Raw genomic sequence first — 26,704 nt, forward strand, 5'->3', positions numbered from 1 at the left:
CAGTTGGGAGAAATGGTATGAAAATCATCATCATGGGAAGCGGAAAAGTAGGGCATAAATTGGTGGAGCAGCTGGGGCAGGAGGGCCATGATATCGTGGTCATCGACAGCAACCCCGCCGCCCTTCAATCCTTGGCGGATACCGAGGACGTTATGTGTGTGGAAGGAAACGCCATTGATTATCAGGTGCAGCGAGAGGCGGGGATTTCCGAAGCAGACCTGGTGATTGCCTGTACGGATGGAGATGAAATGAATATGCTCTGTTGTCTCCTTGCGAGAAAGCATGGCGCGGCCCGCACCATCGCGAGGGTACGGAAACCGGAATATTATGATCAGCTTCCCTTTATTCGTGAAGAAATGGGGTTAAGTTTTGCCATTAACCCGGAGCGCGCTTCCGCGGATATGATTGCCCGCGTGCTAATCTTTCCGGCGGCTACCAGTATCGAGCCTTTTGCCAAAGGCCGGGTGGAGCTGATGGAGTTTCCGCTGGAACAAGGGAATGCTTTGATTGGCAAATCCCTGGTGGAAATCAACCAGCGATTTAGTTTTCGTATCCTGATCTGCGCGGTGCAGCGTGGGCAGGAGGTGTTTATCCCCGGCGGAAGCGACGTGCTGGAACTGGGGGATCGGATTCACATCGTTTCTTCCCATGATGAACTGCAGGGCTTTTTCAAGGAGATCGATTTGTTTCGCAGCAGCGTAAAAGACGTGATGATCGTAGGCGGAGGAAAGATTTCTTATTACCTGGCCAAGCGTCTTTTGTATCAGGGAATGCGGGTAAAAATTATCGAGCAGAACATGGAACGCTGCCGAGAGCTTTGCGAGCAGCTTCCTGCGGCTACCATCGTTCATGGCGACGGCAGTCATGAAGATCTTTTACAGGAAGAGGGCATTCGGGATGTGGACGCTTTTGTGGCGATGACGGGTATGGACGAGATCAATGCGATTTTGTCCCTCTACGCAAACACTCACAAGGTTTCCAAAATTATTACCAAAGTGACGCAGCTTTCCTTTACGGATATGCTGGAAACCATCGGAATTCAGACCACGGTTTCTCCGAAAGAAGTGACGGCCAATCAGATTTTACGCTATGTACGGGCGATCTCCGCTTCCGTGGAGGACAACAGTGTGGAATCCCTAAGCCGCATGATCGGAGGCAGGCTGGAGGCTTTGGAGTTTTATGTGGAAAAGAAATCTCCTTTTACAGGGATTCCTCTGAGAGATCTTTCGATTCAGTCCGGTTTTCTGGTCGCCTGTATCGTTCGGGGAGGAGACCTGATTATTCCGGGCGGAAATGATACAATCGAAGAGGATGACGCGGTGATTGTGGTAACCACGAGGCCTCATGTGAAATCCCTTTACGAGATGTTAGCATAGGGGAGACGGATATGAATAATAAAATGATTCGCTATATCCTCTATAAATTGATAGGGGTAGAAGGCATCATGCTGCTGATCCCGATGGCAGTTGCGATCTTATATGGCGAGAGCTCTTACCTGTCATTTTTGATCGTGGCGGCGGTCTTGATTGCTTTGAGCCTAACTTTGGGGGCAAAGAAACCGGAAAATCCAGTCATCTATGCCAAAGAAGGATTCTTTATTGTGGGATTGACCTGGGTCATCTGGTCTGTATTTGGGGCGCTGCCCTTTGTGATCAGCGGAGCAATTCCCAATTTTATAGACGCTTTTTTTGAGACGGTGTCTGGTTTTACCACCACTGGATCAACCATTTTAGCGGAAATTGAGACGCTGCCGAAAGGTATTTTATTCTGGAGAAGTTTTACTCACTGGATCGGCGGCATGGGCGTGTTGGTTTTTGTGCTGGCCATCATTCCGCTGGCGGACAAGCGTTCCATGTATCTGATGCGGGCGGAGGTTCCGGGGCCGACGGTGGGGAAACTGGTGCCTCGAACCATGGGAACCGCAAAGATTCTATATGCGATTTATATTGGCCTGACGTTTTTGCAGGTGATCCTTTTGATGTTTGGCGGATTGTCTTTGTACGATGCGTTGGTGCATGCCTTTGGTACGGCCGGTACCGGCGGATTCAGCGTGTACAATGCCAGCATTGCCGCTTACAACAGCGCCTATGTGGACGGCGTGATCACCATCTTTATGATTCTGTTTGGCGTCAATTTTAACCTGTTTTATCTAATGATCGCTAAGAAATTTGCCCAGGCCTTTAAAAATACCGAGCTGTGGACCTACCTGGGTATCATTGCTTCTTCGATTTTGATAATTACGATCAATATTTACCACCTTTATGGAACGGTGACAGCTTCGTTCCGCCATGCCTCTTTCCAGGTGGCTTCGATTATCACAACCACGGGTTATGCGACGGCAGACTTTGCCACCTGGCCGTATTTATCCCAGATGATCTTGCTCTTGCTGATGGTTTTGGGGGCCTGCGCCGGATCTACTGGCGGCGGTATAAAGATTGCCCGCGTGGTGCTGATGGTAAAATCCATCCGCAGAGAATTGAAGCGGCTGGTGCATCCCCGCTCGGTCAACGTGGTGCGCATGGACGGGAAGACGGTGGAAGAGGAGACGATACAGGGTGTACATACCTATCTGCTGTTTTATATGGTGATTTTATTCGTCTCGATTCTTTTGGTTTCCTTTAACAGTTTGGATGTGAGCACGACGATTTCGTCGGTGATTTCCTGCCTCAATAACATTGGGCCAGGCTTAGGTGAGATCACGGGGCCTACGGGAAACTTCTCCACGCTGTCGTTTTTCTCCAAGATTGTTCTGAGTTTGGATATGCTGATCGGCCGATTGGAAATCTTCCCGATTTTACTGCTGGCCATGCCTTCGTTGTGGAAAAAGAAATAGAAAAGTCCGCGGCTTCCTATGTGACAATCTGTCCAAGGAGCCGCGGCTTCTTTGTTGTATCATTTCGACTGACGTCTTGATGGCACTATTGTACTATAAGGAAGGAGGATATCTTCCTTTTTTGCGTAGCCGCGGGCGCTTTACTTTGCCCAGAGAATGGTATCCGGCGCGTGGGTAAAGGCTTCGTGGCCGGTTTCTGTGACGGCGAAAGTATCTTCGATGTTAAAGCCTCCGCAAACAGCCGCGTTTGCGACGCCAGAGTAAGGCGTTTCTACGCAGAAAACCATGCCCGGTTCAAAGGTCATCTCGCCGCGGTCGCGGGAGATCGTCGGATATTCCTCCGCATGGAAGCCGCAGCCGATGGAGTGGCCCATATTGCCGCGCGGATACTTGGGAATCAGCGGGGATTTTTCCACTTCATTGCGGACCGCCCAATAAAGATCGCTGATTTTTACGCCGGGAGCCAGCATATCTACACCGATGCGGAAGGCTTTGTAGAGGGTTTCATACAATTCCTGAACTTTATCGTCCGCATCGCCGCCTACCGCGAAGGTGCGGGCGATATCCGAGGAATGCTCCATATACCGGAAGCCTGCGTCCAATTTGATAATGTCTCCTTTTTGGAGGATGTATCCGCGGGGCATTCCGGAAAGCCCATAATATTCTCCCTGAGAGGTCAAAAATACATGGCGGCGGCTCAGGATACCGTGCTCCAAGTTCAGTTTGGAAGAATAGTAGACATAAAGTGCGTCAATTTTCCAGGCGGGCATACCGGGTTTGATATCTTCCGCCATCATTTCATAGACTTTTTCCGCTTCTTGAGCGGCGATCCGGAGCATATCGATCTCCCAGGGGGTCTTGAAAATCCGTACGTCCAGCATCATCTGGGCGCAGTCGGCGAAATGGCTTTCCGGAATCTTTGAGGTCAAATAATCCCAGAAACGTTTGGAGACGATGCCGGTATTGATTCCGACTTTACCCTGGAGTGTGCGGCTGGTTAAGATATCGGCCACGATACCGGCGGCGCCGTCCGGGTCTACGATGGTGCCCTTTTCGTCGCGAGAGGCTTCGGTTCCGTCGTCGATGAAAACCCAGGAGCGGACCTCGCGGACTTCTACCTCATCCGGAGTCAGGCTGTAGGCAGCTTCGCTTTCCAGCGTGCTGACGATCAGGATGGCGTCTCCCTCGGCAGGCACAAGGGTCACGGCGCTGGGCATCAGCGGCATGTAGCCAGTGGCATAGAAGGTGTCTTGGACGTGAGTCAAAACCAGATATTCAAAGCCTTGTTTTTGCATGGCGGCCTGAATACGTCCAATCATGGTTTTATGGTCTCTTTTGGCCAGAATAGGCGGTAAACATTTTTCAAATTTATACATAATGCGTTCCCCTTTATTGAATTCGGATACCTTTTGTTGACGAGAGCGTGTATGCTCTCGTCAACAAAAAATGATTACTTATTTTCGCCCTTACAGAAAATCTCGCGCATCGCTTCTAAAAATACGTCCATATTTTCTTTTGTATTGAAGAGAGCGATGGTGATGCGGATATAGCCGTCGCGCAAGGTGGCGTGGATATTGTATTTCGCAAAGGTCTCCCGCACTTTGGCAGTCATGCTTTTCGGATATAAGATCGCGATCAACCCGGACAGACGGGCGGGATCGTCTGGGGTGATCACATCTACCGGCATATCTTTTAATCCCTGGCGGGTATAGCGGTCCAATTCCAGGACATGCTTTTCAATCTCCTCCATCCCCAGTTCCAAGATCAGCCCGACGCCGATACCGATGGATTCGATGGCATAGGTACACTGGCTTCCTGCTTCCAGCCGCTGTGCGGTGTCAAGGAAATGAACCTCGCTGAAGTCCGTAGTCACATCAGGGGCAAGAACATGGCTGACAGCGCTTTGATAGCCTGCGGTGGGCGGGTAAATATCCTGAATAATGCGAGGATTGCAGTAGACGAAAGCAGCGCCCCAGGTTCCCATCAACGCTTTAAAGCCGCCGCAGGGAAGATAATCGATGCAGCATTCCTGGACATCGATGCCAAGACGGCCAAGGCCCTGAAAACCGTCGACAACAAAGGCAATCCCCCGCTTCCGGCACTCCTGACCTAATGCCTTTAGGTCGGCATAGTATCCCCAGCCAGACTGAACCATGGAGAGGGCCAGCACACGGGTATTTTCGTCCATCATGGCGATTAGGTCCCCGGCGGGAATCTGGCCTCTGGTGGTTTTATATACCTTAAGGTCGAACCCACGCTGCTTGTGAGCGTTGATCCAAGGGTAAATGGTATTGGGAAAATCAGAATCTACAATGATCGCGTTGGTGCCAGGGCCGAGAGGAGCATATCCCATGGCAAAGGTAGAAAGACTTTCCGTAACATTCTTCTCAAAGGTGATTTCTTCCGGCTTCGCATGAATCATCTGCGCCACGTTTTGCTTTGTCATCTGGCGCTTTGCCAGCAAATCTGCTTTGATGGATTCATTATAGGAGGCCACATAGTCGTCCATAAAGCGGCGGCAGGCGTCCTTGACCCGCTCTGGGGGCATCCCTACCAGGCTGGAATTTAAATAGACGTGATCGCCCATATAGCCAAATTCTTTTTGAATCAAATTCTTATCTAACATTTTTTACTCCTTATCTTGCTTTAAATTTCACGCCGGAGCGCCATCACCTCGATCTCCACCAGCATATTGCGCAAAACAGCGCCGACCGTGGTACGGGCGGGACAGGGGGCGGGCATGATTTCTTGATATACCTGATTCATCCGCTGAAAATCATTGAGATCGGTCAAATATACCGTACAGCGAACCGCGTCGGCAAGAGAACTGCCTGCCGCTTCCAGAATCCGGCGGACATTCTCCAGGCAAAGGCGGGTCTGCTCCTCGATATCCGCTCCCATCTGTCCTGTGGCCGGATCGACGCCGCGTTGGCCGGCCACAAAGAGATAAGGGCCGGCGGCAATGGCCTGAGAATAGGGGCCGGCAGGCTTTGGAGCTTCGTTACAGATAATTTGTACTTTTTCTTGTCCCATATTTTCCTCCCCGGAATTATCTTTCTGCTTCGTCCATCTGGCGGTATTTGGCTTCCTGTTTTTCCCAAGGCTCGTATGGGGCGGACATCAAGGCATACAGGTCCACGCCCTGCTTTTGCAGATAGGCCTTACGGATGAAGAAATAGCCAAAGAATACAACCAGGGCGCCGGCTAAGGTAATCCAAGCCGCCGTGGAAGTGGTGACAAGAAGCGAGTACGCCTCGTAGACGCAGAAAGCCAGCGAAACACCCATGATCGCGTACAGCAGCGGCCGAGAGAATTTGATCGGCGCATGGCGATAGCTATGAGGGTATTTCTTCGGCAGCTTTAAGACAGGAATAAACTGGCAGACGCCGATGACGATAGCAACGATGGAGGAAACTCTCATCAAGGTGCCGACCGAGATGCCGAAGACGACCAGAACCATAGCAGGAAGCGACAGGGCGATTACCGCGGCCGGGCACATGCCAAATTTGTTCTTTTTCAGGAAAAATGCCGGGAATACCTTATCTTTGGCGATAGGTTCCATGCTGGCTGCCGCGCTGTAGAGGTTGCCGTGGATCGTGGTGGCGATGGCCATGAGAGCGCCAAGAACCATGAACAGGTTATAGAGAGCTCCGGACATATTTGCTTTGGCGATTTCTGCCAGGGAAGAGATCTGAGTTACATCGGCGCAGCCGACCGTAACCGCGCTCATCAAAATATAGAGGATTCCTACGATTCCGGTAGAAAGGATAAAACTGAGAATGACATTTCGCGCCGGATTTTTGATATCTTCTGCAATAAACGCGGCGCTGGTACCGCCAGCCAGGCTGGTGGCCATCATGGCGATGGCGGCTCCGAAGGAGCTGAGACCCACCGCTGGGATATCAAAGGCCTTGCCGATGGTGAAGTATTCCGGGTTGATATGGCCGACGCCGGTCAGAAAGAACGTGAGAAGCCCTACCATAAGCAGGCAGACCATCACATTCTGAATCCAGGAGCTGATCTGTAAGCCGCAGCATGCAGTAATCGTAAACAGAATCAGAACAATAATTTTTACCAGCATCGGATTGACCGGCACCATGGCGCAAAAATAGGTGGCAAAAGTAGAGGCCAGCATGGCGACGATACAAATGTTAAAAATAAATTTGATTACAATCAGATAACCGGCAAAAGGATTCACCAGGCGCGCCATATACATATAAAATCCGGAGCTGGCCGGAATAGAAGCGCTGGGTATAATAGATGGAAGATAGCGGACGATAACCTCAACAATGGCGACAGCGATGGCTAGAACAATGGCGGCGCCGGCAAATGTACAGGATTCCACTAGAGAGCTAAAGATTCCGGCGCCGACGATGACGCCGATGTTCATACAGGTGACTGTGAACAGACTCAGTTTTTTACTTTCCATAATTCTCTCCTTTTATGATTGCTGGGCATAGAATGAAATGATTATGGAAATTATTATTTCTAAAATAAGTATACATAATTTCTGGAATAAGTCAACTAATTTTTGCATCGGAATCTAACAAGAAAGAATTTCGCTTGGCGAAATTTCCTATAGAATAAAAAAACTGCTGCAAAATAAGTAGATTGCAGCAGGTCTCGAAGCATTTATACAATTTTCAAACGTACCTTGTCCATGGTGGTAAGAATTTCGGAAACCGTTTCTTCCGACATAATAGTATCTACCTGATCTTTCGGGATCACAAAGTTCATGCTGCCGATCATCCGCCCGGTGGTATCGTGGAGCGGAAACGCGACATTGGAAAAGCCGTAATAAATTTCTCCATCGATCCGGCAATAACCTTTCTTTTTTATACCCCGGACAAAATCCATAATCTCATCTACCGTACAGAGCGTACAGCCCGTTAATGGTGTTAGCGGAACGGCAGCCAAGAGCTCTTTCGCCAGGTTTTCATCCAAGCTTGACAACAGCAGCCGGCCGGAGGAAGACGCGTAGAGCGGAAGCGTACAGCCGATAATTCGGGTATTATCCACGATCACATTGGAGGTACCGACGCTGGAATAAACGATCACGGAATCTGTGCCGGAGTAGATCACCAGCGAACAGGGACAGTGAAAACGGCGCATGTACATAAGAATATAAGGATAATAAGTCTTGAAAAAGTCATGCCGGTTGATGGAATGATAAGCGGTTTGCAGCAGTTTCATCGTAGCAAAATAATGGCTGGTGTCCGGGTTTTGATCAATATAGCCAAGCTCCTTTAAGGTCTGCAGGATTTTGTGCAGGGTCGGTTTGGCAATGCCGGTCTGAGAATGAATCTCGATGGCGCTGACATTGGAAGTATGACGGACAATATATTCGAGAACGGTGAAAGCCTTTTCTACAGAAGCAATCGAGTAATTATTCTCACCAGTGGTATTCATGGCAGCTCATCCTTTCTGATTGGCAGTTGATATCATACAGTGTATCACATCATTTATAGAAAAAGCAAGAGAAGAAAATGAATAAATACAGAAAGAAAATTTCTAAAAATGAAATGATTATAAAAATATGTTGACAATAAAATAGAAACTGATATAATAAAAAATAGAAATTATTATTTCCAAAAATGCTGGGTAAAGGATGAGGATAAGGAGGAGACCTGTGTCAAAAAAAGCATGTATCAATAAAGAGTGGTGTAAAAGCTGCGGTTATTGCGTGGTGCAGTGTCCGAAGCAGGCGTTAAAAATCGGAGAAGAGCTGAATACTGCCGGGTACAGGTACGTCGCATTGGAGGAGGACAAATGTATTGGCTGCGGTATTTGCTACAGCGTTTGTCCGGATATGGTTTTTCGCATCGTGGAAACGGATGCAGAATAGGAGGAAGGTATGTCGAAAGTAATGATGAAAGGAAACGTTGCCGCGGCGGAAGCAGCAATTCGGGGCGGCGCCGAGTTCTTTGCCGGATATCCGATTACTCCTTCCACGGAAACGTTAGAAACACTGTCTCACAGGATGCCGGAGGAGGGAAGGGTGTTTATCCAGGCGGAGAATGAGATTGCCAGCATCAATATGGTCATTGGCGCGGCGGCTACCGGGGCGAGGGCTTTGGCAACTTCGTCCGGACCCGGCATGGCATTAAAGCAAGAGGGGTTTTCTTATGCGGCTAGAAATGATATTCCCTACGTGTGCATGAATGTACAGCGCTGGGGGATTGGTCTAGGGATGCTGGATTCCGGCCAGGTGGATTATCTGCGCGATACCAGAGCAGGCGGAAACGGCGATTATCGCCATATTGTCTATGCGCCCAATAGCATTCAGGAATTGGTGGACGATATGTATGAAGCATTCGACGTTTCCCAGAAATACCGGATGGGCGTGCTGGTCTTATCCGAGGGATATCTGGGACAGATGATGGAGCCGGTGGAATTGCCTCCCTACAAGGAGATAAAAAAGCCGGATTGGGGTCTGGACGGAACGGGAGAAGTCGGATTAAAACAGACTTGCGCTTGCTACAACGTTCCACTGGCTCATAAACTGCTTCCGAAACGCCAGGAGCGGCTGGCTCAGGTCTGCCGGGAGATGCAGCGGGTGGAAACCATTGCAGTAGAGGATGCGGATTATGTTTTCGTTGCTTTTGGACTCCCTTCCCGCGTGTGCGCGGATACCGTAAAGCGGCTGCGCAGTCAAGGCGAGAAGGTAGGATTGATTCGCCCGAAGATCGTTTTCCCTTATCCTTTCGATGCGTTTCGGAAGGTAAATCCCCATGTGAAAGGCTTTATTTCGGTGGAAACCAATGACTACGGACAGATGGTGCAGGATGTGGCTTTGGCGGCCAAAAAGGAACTTCCGGAGCGGAATGTGCCGGTCTACTGCTATGCCTACAGCGTAGGGGTACCGCGGGTAGGAGAAGTGATCGATTTTTACCGCGGAGTCCTTAGCGGTGAGAAGAAGGAGGTATACTAATGGCGAATGTAATCAAAGAAAAACCTTCGATTATCCACGGCCAGCACAAGTTCTGCGCGGGATGTTCCCATGGAATTTTTTACCGTCTCATCCAGGAATGCGTGGAGGAATTGGGATATGCGAAACGTCAGATTATTGCTTTGGGCGTGGGCTGCAGCAGCAATTTGATTTTAAACGATGTTGACAACTCCGATAAGTTTCAGTGCGCCCACGGCCGGGCGGGAGCTACGGCTACCGGAATCAAAAGGATGCGGCCGGACGTGCTGGTAATGACTTATCAGGGCGATGGGGACTGCGGGGTAATTGGTTTGGCGGAGACGTTAAACGCAGCCTATCGAAATGAAAAAATCACCTGCTTTACGGTGAACAATGCAAATTTTGGCATGACAGGCGGTCAGATGAGTTGGACCACTCTGCCGGGGCAGAAAACAACGACCTCCATTCATGGTCGGGAGTGCGAACAGAATGGATGGCCCTTACATTTACCGGAGATGATCGCTGCCAACTTGAAACCAGCCTATGTTGCCAGATGTGCGGTGTATGATGCCAAGACGGTGGCGGAAGCCAAGCGTTACATCAAAAATGCCCTGGAAGCTCAGATCAATGGGGAGGGATATTCGATGGTAGAACTTTTGGGAGTATGCCCGACCAACTGGGGCATGTCGCCGTTAAAGGCTACCGAATGGCTGAAAACAGAGTTACAAAAAGAGTATCCGTTGGGTGAGTTTAAGCGCCGCGATGGCCAGGATGCCTGAGGCAGGAGGTAGCTATGAAAGAAATTATTTTTGCTGGATTTGGAGGACAGGGAGTATTGACCGGAGGGCTGGTGATTGCAGAAATGGCATCCCGGAAAGATCGAAGCGCTGTATGGATGCCTGCCTATGGCCCTACGATGCGAGGCGGAAAGGCCAATTGTGTGGTAAAATATGGGGAGACGGCTGAAGAGCAGGTCGGAAGTCCGATCATGGAGGAGGCGGATATCCTTGTAGCCATGAATCAGCCTTCTTTGGATTACTTAGAATTTTGTAAGCCAGGGGTAACGATTTTTGCCAATATGCACAATATTTCCGCGGATTACATATTCCCGGAAGGCTCGAAGGTGGTTCGTCTGGACTGCGCCGAGCTGGCGGAGAAAGCGAAGAATCCCAAGGGACAAAGCCTTGTGATGGTAGGGGCCATCATGCGGTACCTGCATTTGTTCGATGCAGACTTTGCCCGAACTTGTCTGGACGAGTTTTTTGCGAAGAAAGGCAAAAACGCCTATGCGGAAGCGAACCGGCGGGCGTTTGATGCGGGATATGAGGCGGCAGTATGAACCTGAAATCTTTGTTTTGCCCCGACAGCATTGCGGTGGTTGGAGCCAGCGACCGGCCAGGCAGCTTTGGATGCAACGCAGCCTTAAATAGCCTGAAGTCCCATACGGATCAGGTGTATTTTGTAAACCCGCGGAAAGAAGAACTGCATGGGAGAAAGGTCTATCCTTCGTTGGGCGATTTACCGGAACCGGTGGATTGCGTGATGATTTGTACCCCCCAGAAAGCGGTGAATGGAATCTTACAGCAGGCGGCGGACCTGGGAGTAAAGTCCGCGGTGATTTTTGCCAGTGGTTTCTCCGAAGAACACACGGAAGAAGGAATCCATGCAGAGGAGGAGATGAAGGCGATCGCTGCGAAGGCGGGAATGGCAGTGCTGGGGCCGAACTGCGCGGGCCTTTTAAATAATGTAGACAAACGGAATCTGTGGGGGATGGCGTGCTCTTTTGATATGGAAACCCGCCGGACTGGCATCGGAGTTCTTGCCCAGAGCGGCTTTGTGGCCATGAGCGTCATGGGACATGTGGGCCTAAACTTGTCCTATGTGGTTTCCTCCGGGAACGGTAAGATTGTGATGCTGGAAGATTACCTGGACTATATGGTGAAGGATGATTCCGTGAAGGTCATCGCGCTTTATCTGGAAGGCGTGCGGGATTCTGTGAAGTTTACCCAAAGCTTAAAAGAAGCGGCGTTGAGGCGGAAACCCATCGTGGTGCTGAAGGCTGGAAAATCCGATCTGGGAGCGGAAGCAACCGCGTCCCACACGGGAAATATGGCGGGAAGTTCCAAGGCCTATCAGGCGGTATTTCAAAAGTACGGCGTCATCGAAGTGGATTGTATGGAAGAATTGTTGTGCGTGGCGCAGATGTTTTCGGTTCTTCACGACAGAATGCCCAAAAACAGCGGGATCTTCGGGCTCAATTCTTCCGGCGGAGCCAATGCCATCTGCGCGGATCTGTGCGATCTAAATGAAATCTGTCTGCCAAAGCTAACGGATGAGGAAAAAGAGGAAATACGGAACTATATTCCGTCCTTTGCCACTCCCGGAAATCCTTTGGACGTTACGACCAATAGTTTCGGCGACGTGGAAAATACATACGGCCTTCTCTGTCTGCTGGAAAGGATGGATAAAATCGGCGGAGTCACCATTGGAAACAGTATTGATATTAAGGAAGGAAAAGTGTCGGTGGGAATCTGCGAGGCGCTTCTCGAAGCCCGCCGGCGGGGGCTGAAAAAGCCATATTTTATGGTGCCATCTGTGGAGGGAACTCCCAGCGCCCGGTACAAAGCGCTTTTGGAAGAAAACGGAATTGTGCTGATGTCCAGCGCCAAGACGGCTTACCGGTGTTTGTCCCTTTTCCTAGGATTTTTGGAATATCATCCGGAGCGGCACAACTTAGATGGCATTGGCCGGGCGGTGGAACCCAGAGGCAAAAAAGTAGGCGCAATCACAGAGTATGAGGCGAAACAGCTCTTGAAACAGGCGGGAGTTCCGGTGGGGAATGAGATCGTTGTCCGCAGCGCGGAGGAGATGAAACATACGGCGGGTCTCTTTTCTTATCCGCTGGCCATGAAGGTCAGCTCCAGGGATATCCTTCATAAGACGGACTGCGGCGGCGTAAGGCTTTCGGTAAAGACGCCGGAGGAAGCGGAGCAGGCATTTTCCGAGATTTTAGAAGATTGCCGGGAGAACTGCCCGGACGCCGAGATCGACGGCGTTCTGGTGGGGAGCATGGCAAAGCCCGGAGTGGAAATTATTCTGGGTGTGAAAAATGACGCTCAGTTTGGGCCTCTGCTGCTGGTGGGCTTAGGCGGTGTCTTTGTGGAAGTATTCCGGGACGTGGCTCTGACGCCTTGCCCGGTCAGCCGGGAAGAGGCGTTGGATTTGCTGGGCAGTTTGAAGGCAAAACGTCTGTTGAATGGATACCGCGGCAGCGCGCCGAAAGATGTGGATGCCTTGGCGGATTTGATTGTAAAGGTTTCCGAGTTTGCCGCTCAGGAAAAAGAGTTGCAGGAAATGGATTTGAATCCGGTTTTTGTCTATGACAAAGGCGAGGGCTTGCAGGTGGTGGACGCTTTGATGTTGACAAATTCCGATAGGGAATCAACGGTCCCCCTTGGCTCATGGCCCACAGGGGAATAAATGGAAGGAGGTATGTTTATGGAGTATCAATATGCGAATCGAATGGAGATTTTTGGGCTTTCGCCGATTCGGGAGGTTTTGAAGCTGGCGGCGGATCCTTCCTACATTTCTTTGGCGGCAGGCAGCCCGTCTCCGGCTTCCTATCCGGTTAAGGAAATGAAGGAAATTATGGATCGGCTGATGGAAGAGCAGCCCGTCCGCATGCTGCAATATGGTGTCAGCGAGGGATATGCTCCTTTGCAGAAAGCACTCAAAGACCGGATGCGGGAAAAATATCAAACGGGTACGGATGAGGACAGAATTTTGATTACTTCCGGTGCTCAGCAGGGCATCGAATCCTTTGCGAAGGCATTTTTGAATGAAGGGGATGGGGTGATCTGTGAAGACCCCAGCTTTATCAGCGCTTTAAATGCGATCCGCTGCTATAACGGCGCCCGCCTGATTGGCATTCCGGTGGACGACGACGGGATGCGCATCGATTTATTGGAAGAGGCGCTGAAGCGGGAAAAGAATATCAAGTTTATCTATACCATCAACACGTTCCAGAATCCTACCGGCGTGACGATGCCGTTGGAGCGCAGAAAACAGATGCTGGAGCTGGCAAAGAAGTATCATGTCATGATCCTGGAGGATGCTCCCTACTTTGAACTGCGCTACTCCGGTGAATATGTTCCTACCTTAAAAAGCATGGATACGGACGGCATCGTCGCCTTTGTCGGCTCTCTCTCCAAAATTATCGCGCCTGGCATCCGCGTTGGTTTCCTGATGGCGCCCCAGTCTGTAATCAAAAAGGTGACCAAGAGCAAACAGATCGGGGATGTGCATACCAGCACCTTGATGCAGGCGATGAGCTGTGAGTTTCTGACCAAATATGATGTGGATGCCCATATCGACCGAATCTGTAAGATGTACCGGGAGAGCCGTGACGTGATGCTGGAGGCCCTCAGCGATATCGACGAGCGCGTTCGCTATACTCGTCCCGACGGCGGCTTGTTCTTGTGGGCAGAGATGCCGGAGGGTTACAGCGCGGAGGAATTACAGGACCGGATGCTGGAAAAAGGAAAGGTGCTGATGATTACCGGCCCTGCCTTTGCGGCGACGCCGGGACGTTTTACCAACTGCTTCCGTTTGAATTTCTCTATGCCAACTCATGAAAACATTCGGAGAGGCGTGGATGTTTTGAAGGAGTGCGTGAAAGAATATCTTCGGTAAAGAAAGGAAATAAAAAGGCTGCTGTAAAAGCGGGGAAATCCTCTGCTTTTGCAGCAGTTTTTTGAACAAAAAGACTGGATTGTCAACGGAAAGTATACGATGCGAGGAATATTCTTGACTGGAAATGAGAGGAAGTGCTATATTTAGAAATACCTTCCATTAATAAAAGATGGTAGGAAAAGAAAAAAGCAGATACGCCAAGGGTGAACGTCAGGATGAAAAAGCGACAATGGTATATAACGGTGGGAATGATATTCGGAACTTTGATTTTATCCGGCTGTTTTGCAGCACAGGAGGAATCGAATTTGCCGATGGTCAATACTACGACAACTGCCAGTCAGACGAAGGCGGAGATACCTAGCTCATCGGAAGAGACAGGTACGCCGGCATCTTCAAAAGAGACGACTTTGGCGATGGAACAAAAGATCGTGAAAGCATATATCCTTGAGGTTGGAGAAGATATACTTTATGTGGATCTGGAAAATCCGGGAGCGCGTACCTTTGAAGGGGAGGGCGAGGACCGGAAGGTTGCCTTTGACGTGGGAACCGCCGCCTTTCTTGCTCCGGTAAACGGCGCGGTGGGCGAATCGGTGGAGATTACCTATTATGAGGAAGATGGGAAAAACATTGCGCTGCGGATCAGCGGAGACGGAGTGATTTTAGAGCCGCTTTATTCCAGTGGGCAATGAGCCTGATATCGTTGAAATTTTATAAAGAGAGCACTACGCCATGGTGAACTGCTTCCCGTCAAGTAGTTCATGGAATAGCGTAGCGCTCTCTTTTTTGATATCACATATAGTGGTATTCCCTTCTTTTGGCAAAGAGAAAAGCAAACGACAGGAAAAAGGCGCAAACCTCCGCCACGGCAATGGCCCACCAGATTCCGTCAAGACCAAAAATCATTGGCAAAATGAGAACGGAAAGCATCTGGAACACAAGCGTCCGCAGAAACGAAATGGCAGCGGAAACACCGCCATTATTGAGGGCGGTAAAAAACGAAGATGTAAAAATATTGATTCCTGTCAGGAGAAACGCGAAGGAAAAAATCTGAAACGCATGTCTGGTCATTTCAAAAAGCTCCGGGTCGTATCCCACAAATATCTGAGCCAGGGGAGAAGCTAGAATTTTGGCCAGAATCATCATGGTAACACCCGCTGTCCCTGTTAATAAAAGGCTTTTGCGCAGCATATTTTTTAGTTCGTTGAAGTTCCCGGCGCCATAATGGTATCCGACGATGGGAGCGGTTCCAATGGTATATCCGATGAAAACGGCAATGAAAATAAACTGAATGTACATCAAAACACCATAAGCGGCAACGCCGTTTTCACCGGCGAATCGCAGCAGCTGAACGTTATAAAGCATACTGACCAAGGAACCGGACACGCTGCTCATCAATTCGGAAGAACCATTGGCGCAAGCCTTTAAGAGGATTTTTCCTTCCAACCTGGTTTTGGTCAGCCGCAAAAGGCTGGTATTTGGGCGCAGAAAATAGATCAGCGGCAAAAGCCCGCCGATACATTCGCTGAGTCCGGTTGCAAAGGCAGCGCCTGCAACGCCCCAGCGGAAAACAGCGACGAAAAGAGCGTCCAGCGCCATATTGGCAACACCGGCCACAACCGTAGCGAGCAGCCCAAGTTTGGGCTTTTCCGCCGTGGTCAGGAAAGTTTGGAAGACATTTTGCAGCATAAAGGCGGTGTTAAATGCCAGGACGATCCTACCGTAGAGCACACAATCCTCGATCATCACCTCGGTAGCTCCCAGAAAATAGGCGATGGGGCGCATAAAAAAAATACCGAGGGAGGACAGAGTAATCCCGCAGATCAAGGTAAGCCCAATCATCATGGTAAAATAGCGGTTGGCCTTTTCTGGTTCTTTTTCTCCGAGGGTTTTGGCGACCAGCGCGCTGCCGCCTGTGCCGATCATAAAGCCCACTCCTCCCAGTATCATGATAAAAGGCATCACCAAATTTACCGCGGCAAAAGGAATTTTGCCGACAAAGTTGGAGACAAACAGCCCGTCGATGACGCCGTAGATGGAAGTAAAGATCATCATAATGATGGGTGGAAAACAAAAACGTAACAGTCTTTTATAAGTAAAGTGATCGGATAATTGGATATTCATTTCTTTGATTCCTTTCAGGTCGAATCGGATTTGGGCATATTGGCTTTCAAAAGAGCCGTATATTTGCGGTAGAGTTGAAGGAAACGTTCGATTTCTTCTGCTGCTAAGCCGGCAAAAGCATCCTGTTCGGCGGCGATTACCCGGTCTACGGTCTTTTCCGCCAGCTGGATTCCTTTGGGCGTCAGACACACTTTCTTGCTGCGGCGGTCGCGCATCTCCTTTAGTTCAATACAGCCGTCCTGTTCCAGCTTTTTCAATGCGGAATTGATCGTTTGCTTCGGCAGGTAGGTCGATTCGCAAAGGGCGCTTTGGGTTAACTCCCCTTTGTCTTCCCGGAGGGCGTAAAGAATCCAAAACGCACAGTCCGAAAGCCCCAGGGATTTGGCGGCGCTCCGGTAGAGATCGTCGTTTTCTTTGAAAATGCGGTTGTATTCTGATAAGTGTTTTCTGGTATCCTGCGTTTGCATCGAACAAGCCCTCCTATTTATCCGAAATCGGACTAATGAAGTATAGTACGATTTCGGACTTTTGTCAAGAGGGAGTTTAAGAAAAATAGGAACTGCTAGAGGAATTTCCTATAGAATGAAAACGCTCCCTTAAGGAGCGCACTGCGGCGGAGAGGGACATACCTTCCATTGAAAAATTTTGAAAGGATGTAGGGCGCGTCTTTGATTGATGAGACAATGTCTTTGGAGTACAATACTAATGAATTCGTTTTACGTTTTGTTAAAGAAAATTTTTCAGACGCTTCCCAGGAACTTTTGCGCTTAGCGAAAAACGAAATCTATGCCCGTCATGGCTATATATTCCGAGATCCGGCTTTGAAGGAGTATTTCCTGACTAGAGACTGGTATACGCCCTGTTATCAGGCGGAGGAATTTGACGAAAGTTGTTTTAACGAGTATGAGAAAGCAAATCTGGAGCTTTTGGTTTCTTTGGGGGCTTAGAAAAGAAAAACATAATAAATTTGAGATGAAAACGCAGTTTTTATGCGCTCTGCAAGTATGTTTCTAATATTCAGCCGTCAAACTTTCGAGCCTCAAGGTGGTGCTATTTTTAAAAGCTTCCTGTAATATTTCTGCGAAATATTGAATATTGTATTGCAAATGGCAATACAATATAGTATGATATCAAGCAGAAGGGTAGGTGATTATGATGGCAACAAAAAGTGCAAATGTAACGGCTCGTGTGCAGCCGGAGATAAAGCAGCAGGCAGAAGCGGTTCTGGAGCGGCTCGGACTGCCGGTTTCAGTTCTAATTGATACCTTATACCGTCAGATCATTATGACCGGTGGTATTCCGTATTCCCTCACTGTTCCGAAGCTGCCTACCCGGGACGACATGACGGATGAACAGTTTCATGCTATGATGGAAAATGGCTATAGCCAAGCAAAAAGCGGTCAGACGATTCCAGTAGACGAAGCCTTTGCGAAAATCCGTGAGAGCATTTGAATATGCGGTATGAAGTAAAGCTGACGCCACAGGCTGTGGCGCAGATACAGGAAACAGTGTCCTATATCACATATACGTTGCTTGAAGCGGAGACGGCAAGACACTGGTCGGACTTTCTGCAAAAGCAGATATCTGCTTTGGATTCAATGCCCGCAAGATATCCCCTGACCGAGGAAGAACCGTGGCGAACTTACGGCATTCGCAAAATGACCGTTAAGAACTTCTTCGTTTACTATCTGATTGATGAGGAGAAGAAAATAGTATCGGTTACGGCGGTTATTTACAGGCGCCGGGATCAGCTTATGGCGTTGTTGGATATTAACTTATCATGAGAAGAGCCGAGAAATCGGCTTTTTCTTTTGCCCCAAAAGAAGTAATTGCCCTGATTCCAATTCTTTACCTAGAAAATCTCACCGCCTTTTGCAGGAACTAAAAAGAATCGTGAATGCCAAAACCACAAATGGGAGAAAATGAGAGAAGAACCCTGAAAAAAGATAAAAAAATCACAATTTTGTAACGCTTAAGAGACAAAAAGAGTGTCAAGGTTTTTTTGCTTAAAAAAACAAGAAAAGTAAGAATGGTATACGACAAAAACGTAAAAATGTTGCCAAAATGCTGTCAAAAAAAACATTGATAAATAAATGAAAATAGTGTAAAATCATGGTATATTTTTGGCTTGGCTCAGAATTTTCAAGCGCATCGGAGGAGAAAAGGAGAGCGGGGTCAATAATAATCCGGCTTTTGAAACATAATCTGAAAATGATTGGTTTCAATTTGCCAAAAAATAATAGGTAGGGAGGGAAAAGCATGTCGATTGAGAATATGAAACGGATTTCGGAAAGCGAAGAAGAAGCCGTTTCCATTCGCAAGCAGGCACAAGCGGATTCCAAGAAGCTGCTCGAGCAGGGACGGAAACAAGCTGCCGAGATGGTCGAAACCGCGAAAAAACAAGCGGATGAAGCCTATCGGGAGACCCTGCGGCAGGCGGAGGCAGAGGCGGAAAAGGCCTATCAGGCCCGGATTGCCGAAGTTGCCGCCGAATGCGACGCTATGAAGGCGCAGGCAGAAAAACGCTTAGCCGAGGCAGCTCAAATCATCGCCGGAAAGGTTGTGAAGTCCAGTGGCAATTGTTAAAATGAACAAACTGTCTGTCATTGGTCTTGAGACAGAAAAGGCCGGTCTGCTAAACCGGCTGATGGACCTGGGCGTGGTGGAGCTGAACGATCAAAGCGAAAAGCTGCTGGACTCGGAGTGGTCTTCCATCGTCACCAGAGACGGTGATGAGGATCAGATCTCCGAATTGGACAGCCGTTTAACCAAAGTGGAGACCGCGCTGGAAGCCATTGCCCGCTATGACACCGCGAAGAAGCCTCTGTTTCGGACCAGAAAGACCATGAGCCAGAGCGCTTATGACGAGGTTCTGAAAAACGGAGCTTCCATTCGCCATGAGATCCAGGACGTATTGGCGCTCTATGACAGATGGAGTGAGAGTAAGTCTAAGGAGAACACCATTGTTTCTATGCAGGCATCCTTACAACCATGGATCGCCTATGAACTTCCCCTGGACATGACAGGGACCCGTTCCGTTCGCGTACTCACAGGCATCGTTCCTGCTGTCGCAGACGTGGAAAGCATGAAACAGCAAGTGTCCACGGCCAGTCCAGATACGGTTGTCACTGTGATAGGACAGGACGCGGAACAGCAGTATCTCAGCGTGATTTGTATGAGAGCGGAAGAAGAAGCTGTATTGGATGCGCTAAAAAGCTTCGGTTTTACCTTTGCTCTCTTCAAAGATTTGACCGGAACCGTAAAAGAAAATGTTACCCGGTTAAATGAAGAACTGGCTGAGACGAAAAAAGAGCAGGAAGAATTGGAGCAGAAGATGGCTTCCTTCGCTGCTAAGAAAGAAGAAATTCAGTATTATTACGACAGTCTGCTGATGGAGCGCGATGAGGCAAAGGCAGCGGAAAACCTATTGAAGACGAAAAAAGCATTCTATTTCGATGGATGGGTGCCGCAGCGCGCGTGCGACCAGGTGAAAAAAGTCTTAGAAGATGCTGGCTGCAGCTACGAAATCACAGAGCCGGAGAAGGGCGAAGAGACGCCGGTTCTCCTGGACAACAAAGGATTGGTGGTTCCTTTCGAGGCGATTACCAGCATGTATGCTTTGCCGAAATCCTATGAGGTAGACCCGACTCCAATTTTTGCGATCTTTTACTTTATTTTCTACGGTATGATGTTTGCAGACATGGGTTATGGTCTGATCCTTGCGGCGGCTTGTTTCCTATTATTAAAGAAATTTCCCCTTGAGAATACCGGATATCGCTTGGTAAAGTGTCTGGGATTTTGCGGAATCTCAACTTTTATTTGGGGCGCGCTCTTCGGCGGCTTCCTCGGCGATATCATTACTGTGGTAGCGGATACTTTCTTTGGCGCTACGATAGAGATTACTCCGTTGTGGTTTAATCCCTTGAGCGATCCGATGAAGCTTTTGATCTTCTCCTGCGTGTTGGGTACGGTTCATCTGTTCATCGGTATGGGCGTGAAGGCTTATATGTATCTGAAGGATGGCAAGATTGCGGAAGCGATCATCGAAGTCCTGGCCTGGTATCTATTCCTGATCGGCCTGGCGCTGCTGCTCTTTGGCGGAAGCCTGTTCGACGGCGCATCCGGCATTGGCAAGTGGCTGGCGATCGTGGGAGCGGTCGTTATCGTTGGCGGTCCGCTGCTTCGCGGAAAAGGCGTAGGAAAGCTTTTAGGACTCTGGGATCTGTACGGAACCACCAGTTATCTGGCGGATATTCTGTCCTATTCCCGGCTGCTCGCTTTAGGCCTTGCTTCGGCGGTTATCGCTCAGGTATTTAATGCCCTTGGTTCCCTGTTTGGCGGTGGAATCGTAGGCGCGATTCTTTTCATCATCATTGCAATTTTCGGCCATGCGCTGAACTTTGCATTAAACGCGCTGGGCTCTTACGTTCATGCGAGCCGGCTGCAGTATGTAGAATTCTTTGGAAAATTTTATGAAGGCGGAGGAGACGCCTTCCAGCCTTTTGAAAAGAAAACGAAATATGTAAAGCTTGTGAAGGAGGAAAAGTAACATGACTTTAGGATTAGCATTAGCGATTGGTGGAGCTGCAATTGCAGCGTGTGCAGGTATCGGAAGTGCTCTTGGTGTAGGTGTAGCTGGTGAGGCTGCTGCCGGCGTGGTGGCAGAAGATCCGAAGAAATTTGGTCAGACCCTGGTTCTGCAGGCTTTGCCGGGTACCCAGGGAATTTATGGTTTGCTGATTGCATTCTTGATTTTGGTAAAAACAGGCGTGATGGGCGGAAATCCCGCGGAATTGTCCACCATGCAGGGCATTTACTTCCTGTTCACCGGCGTGCCGATCGGCCTGGTTGGTATCTGGTCCGGATGGGCGCAGGGAAAAGCTTCCGCTGCCGGCATCATGCTGATTGCAAAGAGACCCAGCGAGCTGGCTAAGGGTATTATCTACGCCGCTATGGTTGAGACCTACGCGATCTTGGCTCTGCTGATTTCCTTCCTGATGTGGATGTTCATTACAGTTTAAGCTGGATGCCTGACAGGAAAGGAATTGGTGACCTATGAGCATTGAAAGTATTACGGCCCGGATTTTGCAGGAGGCAAAAGACGAGGCGGAGCAATGGATGAAGCAGACGGAAAGCGAGCGCGACGCTTTGCTTGCCGGTGCGGCAGAGGAAGCCGAGGCGGCGAAGAAAGAAATGGCTGTTAAGGCAGAAGAGGATGCGAAGGTCCTGGGCGAGCGGAGAAATTCTGTGGCGGAACTGGAGGCGCGCAAGATGCGTCTTTCGGCAAAGCAGGAAATGATTGACCGCAGTTTTGAAGAGGCGGCAAAGCTTTTAGCGGGAATGCCGGAAAAAGAGTATCAGGCATTTTTGATGGAATTGCTGACGCCGTATCAGGCGCAGCCCGGTGAGATTCTCTTAAATGAAAAGGATAAAAAAGCCTACGGCGAGGCGCTTACGGAAGCATTGAAGGAAAGCCCCTTGTCTGTCTCCGAGGAGACGGTTTCCATTCAGGGCGGTTTTATCCTGCGGCAGGGAAGCGTAGCATTAAACGCATCTCTGGAAAAGTTGATGGAAACCCAGAAAAAACAGATTACCGCTGAGATCGCGGCTGTTCTGTTCTCATAAGGGATTGTCAAAAAAAGAAAGAAAGGAGGAATCCCTATGGGAGCAGATTATACGTTTGCCTGTGCCCAGGTTCGGAGCGCGGAGAGAAATCTCTTAAACCGAGAGCGGCTTTCTATTATGGTGGAAGCGAAAACCATGGAAGACGCTTTGAAAGTCTTGCAGGAAGCGCAATATGGAACGGAAGGCGAGACCATTTTGCCGGCGGCCTATGAGCGCACGCTGGTTCAGGAAACCGCGAAGCTGTACCGTTTTTTGACTTCGATTGCGCCGGAAGAAAAAGAGTTTCGTATTTTTTCCTATCCCTTTGACTATCACAATATCAAAACGTTGTTGAAGGCGGAGTTTTTAGGCGTGGATGGAAAGCCAATCCTAATGGACGGCGGAACCATTGATCCTTCCGTTATGGCGGTTTTGATCAAAGAACGGAATTATATTCCGATGACCAGCCATATGAAGACGGCTATTGAAGAGTCTGTGGACACCCATGCCAGAACCAGAGATCCTCAGTGTGTGGATCTGATCTGCGACAGAGAGTGCTATGCGGATGTGTTGGAGGCGGCAAAAGAAACCGGAAACTCGTTTGTGGTCGGCTATGTCCGTCTTCTGATCGATACGATCAACCTGAAAACTTTTGTGCGCTGTCAGAAGATGGGGCAGCCTTGGAGTTTCTTCGGAAGTGTATTTTTGCCGGGCGGCAATATTGACGAAAAAGTTTTTGTGGCAGGTTACGACGAGCCGTTCCATCAGTTTGCGGCGCGTTTGGTACCCTATGCGTTGGTAGGGGCCGCGGAAGAAGGCGGCGCCTCCATGAAGGAGACCGGCAGCTTTACGGCGCTGGAAAAACTTTGTGACGATGCGCTGATTCAATATGCCAAGAAGGCGAAATACGTTTCGTTTGGCTTAGAGCCGCTGATTGCTTATTCGGTGGCAAAGCAGATGGAGATCAAGAGCGTGCGGATCATTTTGGCCGGAAAGGCCGCTGGCTTAGAGCCGGCTTTGATCCGGGAAAGATTGAGGGAGACTTATGGGTAAGATTGGCGTGATCGGCGATGCCCAGAGTGTCCTGGGGTTCAAGGCCTTTGGCCTGGACGTGTTCGCCTGCCAGGTGGTGGAAGACGCGGCCCACACTCTGCACAAGATTGCAGAGGAGGGCTACGGTATCATCTATATCACCGAGCGGTTTTACAAGGATATGGGAGAAGACATCGCCAAGTATTTTGATATGAGAGTTCCGGCTATCATTCCGATTCCCGGAGTAGACGGAAGTTTCGGCATCGGTATTGCAAATGTGAAAAAGTCCGTGGAGCGGGCTGTCGGTGCTGATATCCTATTCGGAGGTGACAATACATGAGTCAAGGAAAGATCGTAAAGGTATCCGGTCCTCTGGTTGTAGCGGAAGGCATGCAGGAAGCGGATATGTTCGACGTGGTTCGCGTAGGCGACCAGAACCTGATCGGCGAGATCATCGAGATGCGGGATGGCATGGCGTCGATTCAGGTATATGAGGAGACGGCAGGCTTGAAGCCTGGCGCACCGGTCAGCTCCACCGGCGCTCCGTTGTCCGTAGAATTGGGGCCTGGCCTGATTGAGACCATCTACGACGGAATCCAGCGTCCCTTGGAGGGCATGGTGAAGTTGTCCGGTACCAACATCAGCCGTGGTATCTCCATTCCGGCGTTAAACCGTGAGAAAAAGTGGGAGTTTGTTCCGACTGTAAAGGTAGGAGATGAAGTTCAGGCCGGCGATATCATCGGTACGGTTCAGGAGACTGTGGTTGTGGTCCAGAAGATCATGGTTCCGAACCGAGTAAAAGGTAAAGTGAAGAGCATTACCGGCGGTTCCTTCACCGTGGAAGAGACCGTTTGCGTGGTGACAACGCCGGAAGGGGAAGACGTAGAGCTGACCCTGATGCAGAAATGGCCGGTTCGTGTGGGCCGTCCCTATCAGACTAAACTGGTTCCGGATATGCCGCTCATCACCGGACAGCGCGTAATCGACACCATGTTCCCGATTGCAAAGGGCGGTGTGGCTGCTGTACCTGGTCCTTTCGGTTCCGGTAAGACGGTTGTACAGCATCAGCTGGCAAAGTGGGCGGATGCGGATATCGTTGTTTATATTGGATGCGGAGAGCGTGGAAATGAGATGACCGACGTTTTGATGGAGTTCCCGGAATTGAAGGACCCGAAGACTGGTCAGAGCTTGATGAAACGTACCGTATTGATTGCAAATACTTCGGATATGCCGGTGGCAGCCCGTGAGGCTTCCATCTATACCGGTATCACCATTGCAGAATATTTCCGTGACATGGGTTATTCCGTAGCCCTGATGGCTGACTCCACCTCCCGTTGGGCGGAGGCGCTCCGTGAGATGTCCGGGCGTTTGGAGGAAATGCCTGGTGAGGAAGGTTATCCGGCGTACCTTGGTTCCCGTCTGGCGCAGTTCTATGAGCGCGCTGGAAGAGTCATCAGCCTTGGTTCGGAAGGCCGCGAGGGCGCTTTGTCCGCGATCGGAGCCGTATCCCCGCCTGGCGGCGATATCTCCGAGCCGGTATCCCAGGCTACCCTGCGTATCGTAAAAGTATTCTGGAGCCTGGATTCGGATCTGGCTTATAAGCGTCACTTCCCGGCGATTAACTGGTTAAACAGCTACTCCCTGTATGCCAGCCGTCTGGATAAGTGGTTTGCGGAAAATGTAAATAAAGAGTTCCCGCAGCTGCGCGGAAGCGCTCTTCATCTGCTGCAGGAAGAGGCGGAGTTAAATGAAATCGTTCAGTTGGTTGGTGTGGACGGCCTGTCCGCTACGGACCGCCTGAAACTGGAAACCTGTAAGATGATCCGTGAGGACTATCTGCATCAGAATGCTTTCCATGAGATTGACACCTATGCTTCGATGAATAAGCAGTATCGCATGCTGAAGCTGATCCTTTTGTTCCACCAGGAGTCTCTGGCTGCTCTGGGACAGGGCGCGGATTTCCAGAAGCTTTCTGCGATGCCGGTCCGCGAGGAAATCGGTCGTTTCAAATATGTGGAAGAGGCGCAGGTTGAAGCAGAATTCGAGAAGGTGAAAGCCACCTTGGAGGAGGAAGTACACGCGATTATCGGTAAGGAGGCGGAAGCAGAATGATTAGAGAATATAAGACAATCACCGAAGTTGCCGGCCCTCTGATGCTGGTAAAAGGTGTGGAAGGCGTCGGTTATGACGAGTTGGGCGAGATCGAACTGCCCAACGGCGATATTCGAAATTGCCGCGTACTGGAAATCAATGGTTCCAACGCCATGGTTCAGCTGTTCGAGAGCTCTGCTGGACTGAACTTGAATGAGAGTAAAGTTCGCTTCCTGGGCCACGGCATCGAGTTGGCGGTTTCCGGCGATATGCTGGGACGTGTATTCGACGGTATGGGCCATCCTACCGACGGCGGTCCGGAAATTATCCCGGAAAAGACATTGGATATCAATGGTCTGCCGATGAACCCGGCGGCCAGAGACTACCCCTCTGAGTTTATCCAGACCGGTGTTTCCGCCATCGATGGACTGAATACCCTGGTTCGTGGACAGAAGCTGCCGATTTTCTCTGGCTCCGGTCTGCCCCACGCGGATCTGGCAGCTCAGATTGCCCGTCAGGCCAAGGTGTTAAACACAGACAGTAATTTCGCCGTAGTATTTGCCGCTATCGGTATTACCTACGAGGAAGCGGATTTCTTTATCTCTGACTTTAAGCGCACGGGCGCTATCGACCGGACGGTTATGTTTATGAACCTGGCCAATGACCCGGCTGTTGAGCGTATCGCGACTCCTCGTATGGCGCTGACCGCCGCTGAGTATCTGGCTTTCGAGAAGAACATGCATGTACTGGTTATCCTGACGGATATCACCAACTATGCCGAGGCTCTTCGTGAGATCTCTGCAGCCCGTAAGGAAGTTCCGGGCCGTCGTGGTTACCCTGGCTACCTGTATACGGACCTTGCGACTCTGTACGAGCGCGCCGGAAAGAAGAAGGGCATCGACGGTTCCATCACGATGATCCCGATTCTGACCATGCCGGAGGATGACAAGACTCACCCGATTCCGGACTTGACCGGATACATCACCGAGGGTCAGATTATCCTGTCCCGTGAACTGTACCGCAAGGGCGTTATGCCTCCCATCGACGTGCTGCCGTCCCTGTCCCGTCTGAAAGATAAGGGTATCGGCAAGGGCAAGACCCGCGAGGATCATGCCGACACCATGAACCAGCTGTTTGCCGCCTATGCCCGTGGTAAGGAGTGCAAGGAGCTGATGGCGATCCTTGGCGAAGCGGCTCTGACTGACGTGGATAAGCTGTATGCGAAATTTGCCGATAATTTTGAGCGGGAATACGTGTCCCAGGGTTATGAGACCAACCGTCCCATCGAGGAAACGCTGGAGATCGGCTGGAAATTGCTGCGTCAGATGCCGAAGGGCGAGCTGAAGCGTATCCGTGATTCCTTCCTGGAGAAATATTACGACCAGAATCAGGAGACCGAAAACTAAATTCAGAGAGGTGACGAC

The 26,704-nt window shown here is 50.0% G+C and carries 27 protein-coding genes; 20 read left to right on the plus strand and 7 right to left on the minus strand.

Going from position 1 to position 26,704, the window contains the following annotated elements; translation table 11 throughout:
* Window positions 1-17: 17 nt before the first annotated feature.
* Window positions 18-1,376: a Trk system potassium transporter TrkA gene (gene trkA / locus ACCC71_RS03190; RefSeq protein WP_434310990.1), complete on the plus strand. Its 1,359-nt coding sequence runs from the start codon at window positions 18-20 to the stop codon at window positions 1,374-1,376.
* Between the two features lie 11 nt (window positions 1,377-1,387).
* Window positions 1,388-2,833 (plus strand): TrkH family potassium uptake protein, encoded by a 1,446-nt coding sequence (locus ACCC71_RS03195; protein ID WP_434310991.1) that lies wholly within the window; start codon window positions 1,388-1,390, stop codon window positions 2,831-2,833.
* A 140-nt stretch (window positions 2,834-2,973) separates the two neighbouring features.
* Here the strand turns inward: ACCC71_RS03195 and ACCC71_RS03200 are convergent, their stop codons facing one another.
* From ACCC71_RS03200 to ACCC71_RS03220, 5 genes are all read right to left on the minus strand, one after another.
* A complete protein-coding gene (locus ACCC71_RS03200) occupies window positions 2,974-4,209 on the minus strand; it encodes a M24 family metallopeptidase (RefSeq protein WP_434310992.1) in 1,236 nt (411 codons plus the stop codon).
* Window positions 4,210-4,283: 74 nt separating this feature from the next.
* Entirely contained in the window at window positions 4,284-5,459 is a 1,176-nt protein-coding gene (locus ACCC71_RS03205) for an aminotransferase class V-fold PLP-dependent enzyme (protein WP_434310993.1), read from the minus strand.
* A gap of 20 nt (window positions 5,460-5,479) precedes the next feature.
* The gene (locus tag ACCC71_RS03210; RefSeq protein WP_434310994.1) at window positions 5,480-5,866 is read right to left on the minus strand and encodes a RidA family protein; all 387 of its coding nucleotides are present in this window, start codon (window positions 5,864-5,866) and stop codon (window positions 5,480-5,482) included.
* 16 nt (window positions 5,867-5,882) lie between these two features.
* Window positions 5,883-7,262, minus strand: a complete 1,380-nt coding sequence (locus tag ACCC71_RS03215) for an APC family permease (RefSeq protein WP_434310995.1) — start codon at window positions 7,260-7,262, stop codon at window positions 5,883-5,885.
* Window positions 7,263-7,465: 203 nt separating this feature from the next.
* Window positions 7,466-8,242, minus strand: a complete 777-nt coding sequence (locus ACCC71_RS03220) for an IclR family transcriptional regulator (protein WP_434310996.1) — start codon at window positions 8,240-8,242, stop codon at window positions 7,466-7,468.
* Between the two features lie 220 nt (window positions 8,243-8,462).
* Between ACCC71_RS03220 and ACCC71_RS03225 the strand changes: the two genes are divergently transcribed.
* The 7 genes from ACCC71_RS03225 to ACCC71_RS03255 all read left to right on the plus strand — a co-directional run bounded on the left by ACCC71_RS03225 (window position 8,463) and on the right by ACCC71_RS03255 (window position 15,121).
* A complete protein-coding gene (locus ACCC71_RS03225; protein ID WP_434310997.1) occupies window positions 8,463-8,678 on the plus strand; it encodes a 4Fe-4S binding protein in 216 nt (71 codons plus the stop codon).
* Between the two features lie 9 nt (window positions 8,679-8,687).
* Entirely contained in the window at window positions 8,688-9,764 is a 1,077-nt protein-coding gene (locus ACCC71_RS03230; RefSeq protein ID WP_434310998.1) for a 3-methyl-2-oxobutanoate dehydrogenase subunit beta, read from the plus strand.
* Window positions 9,764-10,519, plus strand: a complete 756-nt coding sequence (locus ACCC71_RS03235) for a thiamine pyrophosphate-dependent enzyme (RefSeq protein ID WP_434310999.1) — start codon at window positions 9,764-9,766, stop codon at window positions 10,517-10,519. Before ACCC71_RS03230 ends, ACCC71_RS03235 begins: the two co-directional genes overlap by 1 nt.
* Before the next feature lie 14 nt (window positions 10,520-10,533).
* On the plus strand, window positions 10,534-11,079 hold the full coding sequence (locus ACCC71_RS03240) for a 2-oxoacid:acceptor oxidoreductase family protein (protein ID WP_434311000.1): 546 nt from the start codon (window positions 10,534-10,536) through the stop codon (window positions 11,077-11,079).
* Window positions 11,076-13,220: an acetate--CoA ligase family protein gene (locus ACCC71_RS03245; RefSeq protein WP_434311001.1), complete on the plus strand. Its 2,145-nt coding sequence runs from the start codon at window positions 11,076-11,078 to the stop codon at window positions 13,218-13,220. The genes ACCC71_RS03240 and ACCC71_RS03245 overlap by 4 nt, the downstream gene beginning before the upstream one ends.
* Window positions 13,221-13,238: 18 nt before the next feature.
* The gene (locus ACCC71_RS03250; RefSeq protein WP_434311002.1) at window positions 13,239-14,432 is read left to right on the plus strand and encodes a PLP-dependent aminotransferase family protein; all 1,194 of its coding nucleotides are present in this window, start codon (window positions 13,239-13,241) and stop codon (window positions 14,430-14,432) included.
* A 215-nt stretch (window positions 14,433-14,647) separates the two neighbouring features.
* Window positions 14,648-15,121: a hypothetical protein gene (locus ACCC71_RS03255; protein ID WP_434311003.1), complete on the plus strand. Its 474-nt coding sequence runs from the start codon at window positions 14,648-14,650 to the stop codon at window positions 15,119-15,121.
* A 100-nt stretch (window positions 15,122-15,221) separates the two neighbouring features.
* Here the strand turns inward: ACCC71_RS03255 and ACCC71_RS03260 are convergent, their stop codons facing one another.
* Window positions 15,222-16,553, minus strand: a complete 1,332-nt coding sequence (locus ACCC71_RS03260) for an MATE family efflux transporter (RefSeq protein WP_434311004.1) — start codon at window positions 16,551-16,553, stop codon at window positions 15,222-15,224.
* Window positions 16,554-16,567: 14 nt separating this feature from the next.
* Window positions 16,568-17,020 carry a MarR family winged helix-turn-helix transcriptional regulator gene (locus ACCC71_RS03265; protein WP_434311005.1) on the minus strand — a complete coding sequence of 151 codons (453 nt, stop codon included), beginning with the start codon at window positions 17,018-17,020 and terminating at the stop codon, window positions 16,568-16,570.
* Window positions 17,021-17,242: 222 nt separating this feature from the next.
* Between ACCC71_RS03265 and ACCC71_RS03270 the strand changes: the two genes are divergently transcribed.
* The 11 genes from ACCC71_RS03270 to ACCC71_RS03320 all read left to right on the plus strand — a co-directional run bounded on the left by ACCC71_RS03270 (window position 17,243) and on the right by ACCC71_RS03320 (window position 26,686).
* Window positions 17,243-17,500 carry a YARHG domain-containing protein gene (locus ACCC71_RS03270; protein ID WP_434311006.1) on the plus strand — a complete coding sequence of 86 codons (258 nt, stop codon included), beginning with the start codon at window positions 17,243-17,245 and terminating at the stop codon, window positions 17,498-17,500.
* 205 nt (window positions 17,501-17,705) lie between these two features.
* A complete protein-coding gene (locus ACCC71_RS03275; protein WP_434311007.1) occupies window positions 17,706-18,005 on the plus strand; it encodes a type II toxin-antitoxin system RelB/DinJ family antitoxin in 300 nt (99 codons plus the stop codon).
* Between the two features lie 2 nt (window positions 18,006-18,007).
* A complete protein-coding gene (locus tag ACCC71_RS03280) occupies window positions 18,008-18,337 on the plus strand; it encodes a type II toxin-antitoxin system RelE/ParE family toxin (RefSeq protein WP_434311008.1) in 330 nt (109 codons plus the stop codon).
* A gap of 475 nt (window positions 18,338-18,812) precedes the next feature.
* Complete coding sequence (locus ACCC71_RS03285; RefSeq protein ID WP_434311009.1) at window positions 18,813-19,139, plus strand: hypothetical protein; 327 nt, start codon at window positions 18,813-18,815, stop codon at window positions 19,137-19,139.
* On the plus strand, window positions 19,126-21,102 hold the full coding sequence (locus ACCC71_RS03290; RefSeq protein ID WP_434311010.1) for a V-type ATP synthase subunit I: 1,977 nt from the start codon (window positions 19,126-19,128) through the stop codon (window positions 21,100-21,102). The genes ACCC71_RS03285 and ACCC71_RS03290 overlap by 14 nt, the downstream gene beginning before the upstream one ends.
* Window position 21,103: 1 nt before the next feature.
* Complete coding sequence (locus tag ACCC71_RS03295) at window positions 21,104-21,574, plus strand: V-type ATP synthase subunit K (protein WP_434311011.1); 471 nt, start codon at window positions 21,104-21,106, stop codon at window positions 21,572-21,574.
* A gap of 34 nt (window positions 21,575-21,608) precedes the next feature.
* Complete coding sequence (locus ACCC71_RS03300) at window positions 21,609-22,178, plus strand: V-type ATP synthase subunit E (protein WP_434311012.1); 570 nt, start codon at window positions 21,609-21,611, stop codon at window positions 22,176-22,178.
* A gap of 36 nt (window positions 22,179-22,214) precedes the next feature.
* On the plus strand, window positions 22,215-23,210 hold the full coding sequence (locus ACCC71_RS03305) for a V-type ATP synthase subunit C (RefSeq protein WP_434311013.1): 996 nt from the start codon (window positions 22,215-22,217) through the stop codon (window positions 23,208-23,210).
* Entirely contained in the window at window positions 23,203-23,529 is a 327-nt protein-coding gene (locus tag ACCC71_RS03310) for a V-type ATP synthase subunit F (RefSeq protein WP_434311014.1), read from the plus strand. The genes ACCC71_RS03305 and ACCC71_RS03310 overlap by 8 nt, the downstream gene beginning before the upstream one ends.
* Window positions 23,526-25,301: a V-type ATP synthase subunit A gene (locus ACCC71_RS03315; protein ID WP_434311015.1), complete on the plus strand. Its 1,776-nt coding sequence runs from the start codon at window positions 23,526-23,528 to the stop codon at window positions 25,299-25,301. The genes ACCC71_RS03310 and ACCC71_RS03315 overlap by 4 nt, the downstream gene beginning before the upstream one ends.
* Window positions 25,298-26,686 carry a V-type ATP synthase subunit B gene (locus ACCC71_RS03320; RefSeq protein ID WP_434311016.1) on the plus strand — a complete coding sequence of 463 codons (1,389 nt, stop codon included), beginning with the start codon at window positions 25,298-25,300 and terminating at the stop codon, window positions 26,684-26,686. The genes ACCC71_RS03315 and ACCC71_RS03320 overlap by 4 nt, the downstream gene beginning before the upstream one ends.
* Window positions 26,687-26,704: the final 18 nt, after the last annotated feature.

Origin of the sequence: Hominifimenecus sp. rT4P-3 (assembly GCF_051055405.1) — a bacterium.
Taxonomy (GTDB): domain Bacteria; phylum Bacillota; class Clostridia; order Lachnospirales; family Lachnospiraceae; genus Pseudolachnospira.

Excerpts from the sequence above, each read along its gene's own strand:
- ACCC71_RS03205 (WP_434310993.1), bottom strand. The coding sequence starts at position 5,459 with ATGTTAGATAAGAATTTGATTCAAAAAGAATTTGGCTATATGGGCGAT.
- ACCC71_RS03285 (WP_434311009.1), top strand. The coding sequence starts at position 18,813 with ATGTCGATTGAGAATATGAAACGGATTTCGGAAAGCGAAGAAGAAGCC.
- ACCC71_RS03240 (WP_434311000.1), top strand. The coding sequence starts at position 10,534 with ATGAAAGAAATTATTTTTGCTGGATTTGGAGGACAGGGAGTATTGACC.
- ACCC71_RS03305 (WP_434311013.1), top strand. The coding sequence starts at position 22,215 with ATGGGAGCAGATTATACGTTTGCCTGTGCCCAGGTTCGGAGCGCGGAG.
- ACCC71_RS03235 (WP_434310999.1), top strand. The coding sequence starts at position 9,764 with ATGGCGAATGTAATCAAAGAAAAACCTTCGATTATCCACGGCCAGCAC.
- ACCC71_RS03215 (WP_434310995.1), bottom strand. The coding sequence starts at position 7,262 with ATGGAAAGTAAAAAACTGAGTCTGTTCACAGTCACCTGTATGAACATC.
- ACCC71_RS03260 (WP_434311004.1), bottom strand. The coding sequence starts at position 16,553 with ATGAATATCCAATTATCCGATCACTTTACTTATAAAAGACTGTTACGT.
- ACCC71_RS03315 (WP_434311015.1), top strand. The coding sequence starts at position 23,526 with ATGAGTCAAGGAAAGATCGTAAAGGTATCCGGTCCTCTGGTTGTAGCG.
- ACCC71_RS03230 (WP_434310998.1), top strand. The coding sequence starts at position 8,688 with ATGTCGAAAGTAATGATGAAAGGAAACGTTGCCGCGGCGGAAGCAGCA.
- ACCC71_RS03265 (WP_434311005.1), bottom strand. The coding sequence starts at position 17,020 with ATGCAAACGCAGGATACCAGAAAACACTTATCAGAATACAACCGCATT.
- ACCC71_RS03295 (WP_434311011.1), top strand. The coding sequence starts at position 21,104 with ATGACTTTAGGATTAGCATTAGCGATTGGTGGAGCTGCAATTGCAGCG.
- ACCC71_RS03275 (WP_434311007.1), top strand. The coding sequence starts at position 17,706 with ATGATGGCAACAAAAAGTGCAAATGTAACGGCTCGTGTGCAGCCGGAG.
- ACCC71_RS03320 (WP_434311016.1), top strand. The coding sequence starts at position 25,298 with ATGATTAGAGAATATAAGACAATCACCGAAGTTGCCGGCCCTCTGATG.
- ACCC71_RS03255 (WP_434311003.1), top strand. The coding sequence starts at position 14,648 with ATGAAAAAGCGACAATGGTATATAACGGTGGGAATGATATTCGGAACT.
- trkA (WP_434310990.1), top strand. The coding sequence starts at position 18 with ATGAAAATCATCATCATGGGAAGCGGAAAAGTAGGGCATAAATTGGTG.
- ACCC71_RS03245 (WP_434311001.1), top strand. The coding sequence starts at position 11,076 with ATGAACCTGAAATCTTTGTTTTGCCCCGACAGCATTGCGGTGGTTGGA.
- ACCC71_RS03250 (WP_434311002.1), top strand. The coding sequence starts at position 13,239 with ATGGAGTATCAATATGCGAATCGAATGGAGATTTTTGGGCTTTCGCCG.
- ACCC71_RS03220 (WP_434310996.1), bottom strand. The coding sequence starts at position 8,242 with ATGAATACCACTGGTGAGAATAATTACTCGATTGCTTCTGTAGAAAAG.
- ACCC71_RS03195 (WP_434310991.1), top strand. The coding sequence starts at position 1,388 with ATGAATAATAAAATGATTCGCTATATCCTCTATAAATTGATAGGGGTA.
- ACCC71_RS03310 (WP_434311014.1), top strand. The coding sequence starts at position 23,203 with ATGGGTAAGATTGGCGTGATCGGCGATGCCCAGAGTGTCCTGGGGTTC.
- ACCC71_RS03280 (WP_434311008.1), top strand. The coding sequence starts at position 18,008 with ATGCGGTATGAAGTAAAGCTGACGCCACAGGCTGTGGCGCAGATACAG.
- ACCC71_RS03300 (WP_434311012.1), top strand. The coding sequence starts at position 21,609 with ATGAGCATTGAAAGTATTACGGCCCGGATTTTGCAGGAGGCAAAAGAC.
- ACCC71_RS03210 (WP_434310994.1), bottom strand. The coding sequence starts at position 5,866 with ATGGGACAAGAAAAAGTACAAATTATCTGTAACGAAGCTCCAAAGCCT.
- ACCC71_RS03200 (WP_434310992.1), bottom strand. The coding sequence starts at position 4,209 with ATGTATAAATTTGAAAAATGTTTACCGCCTATTCTGGCCAAAAGAGAC.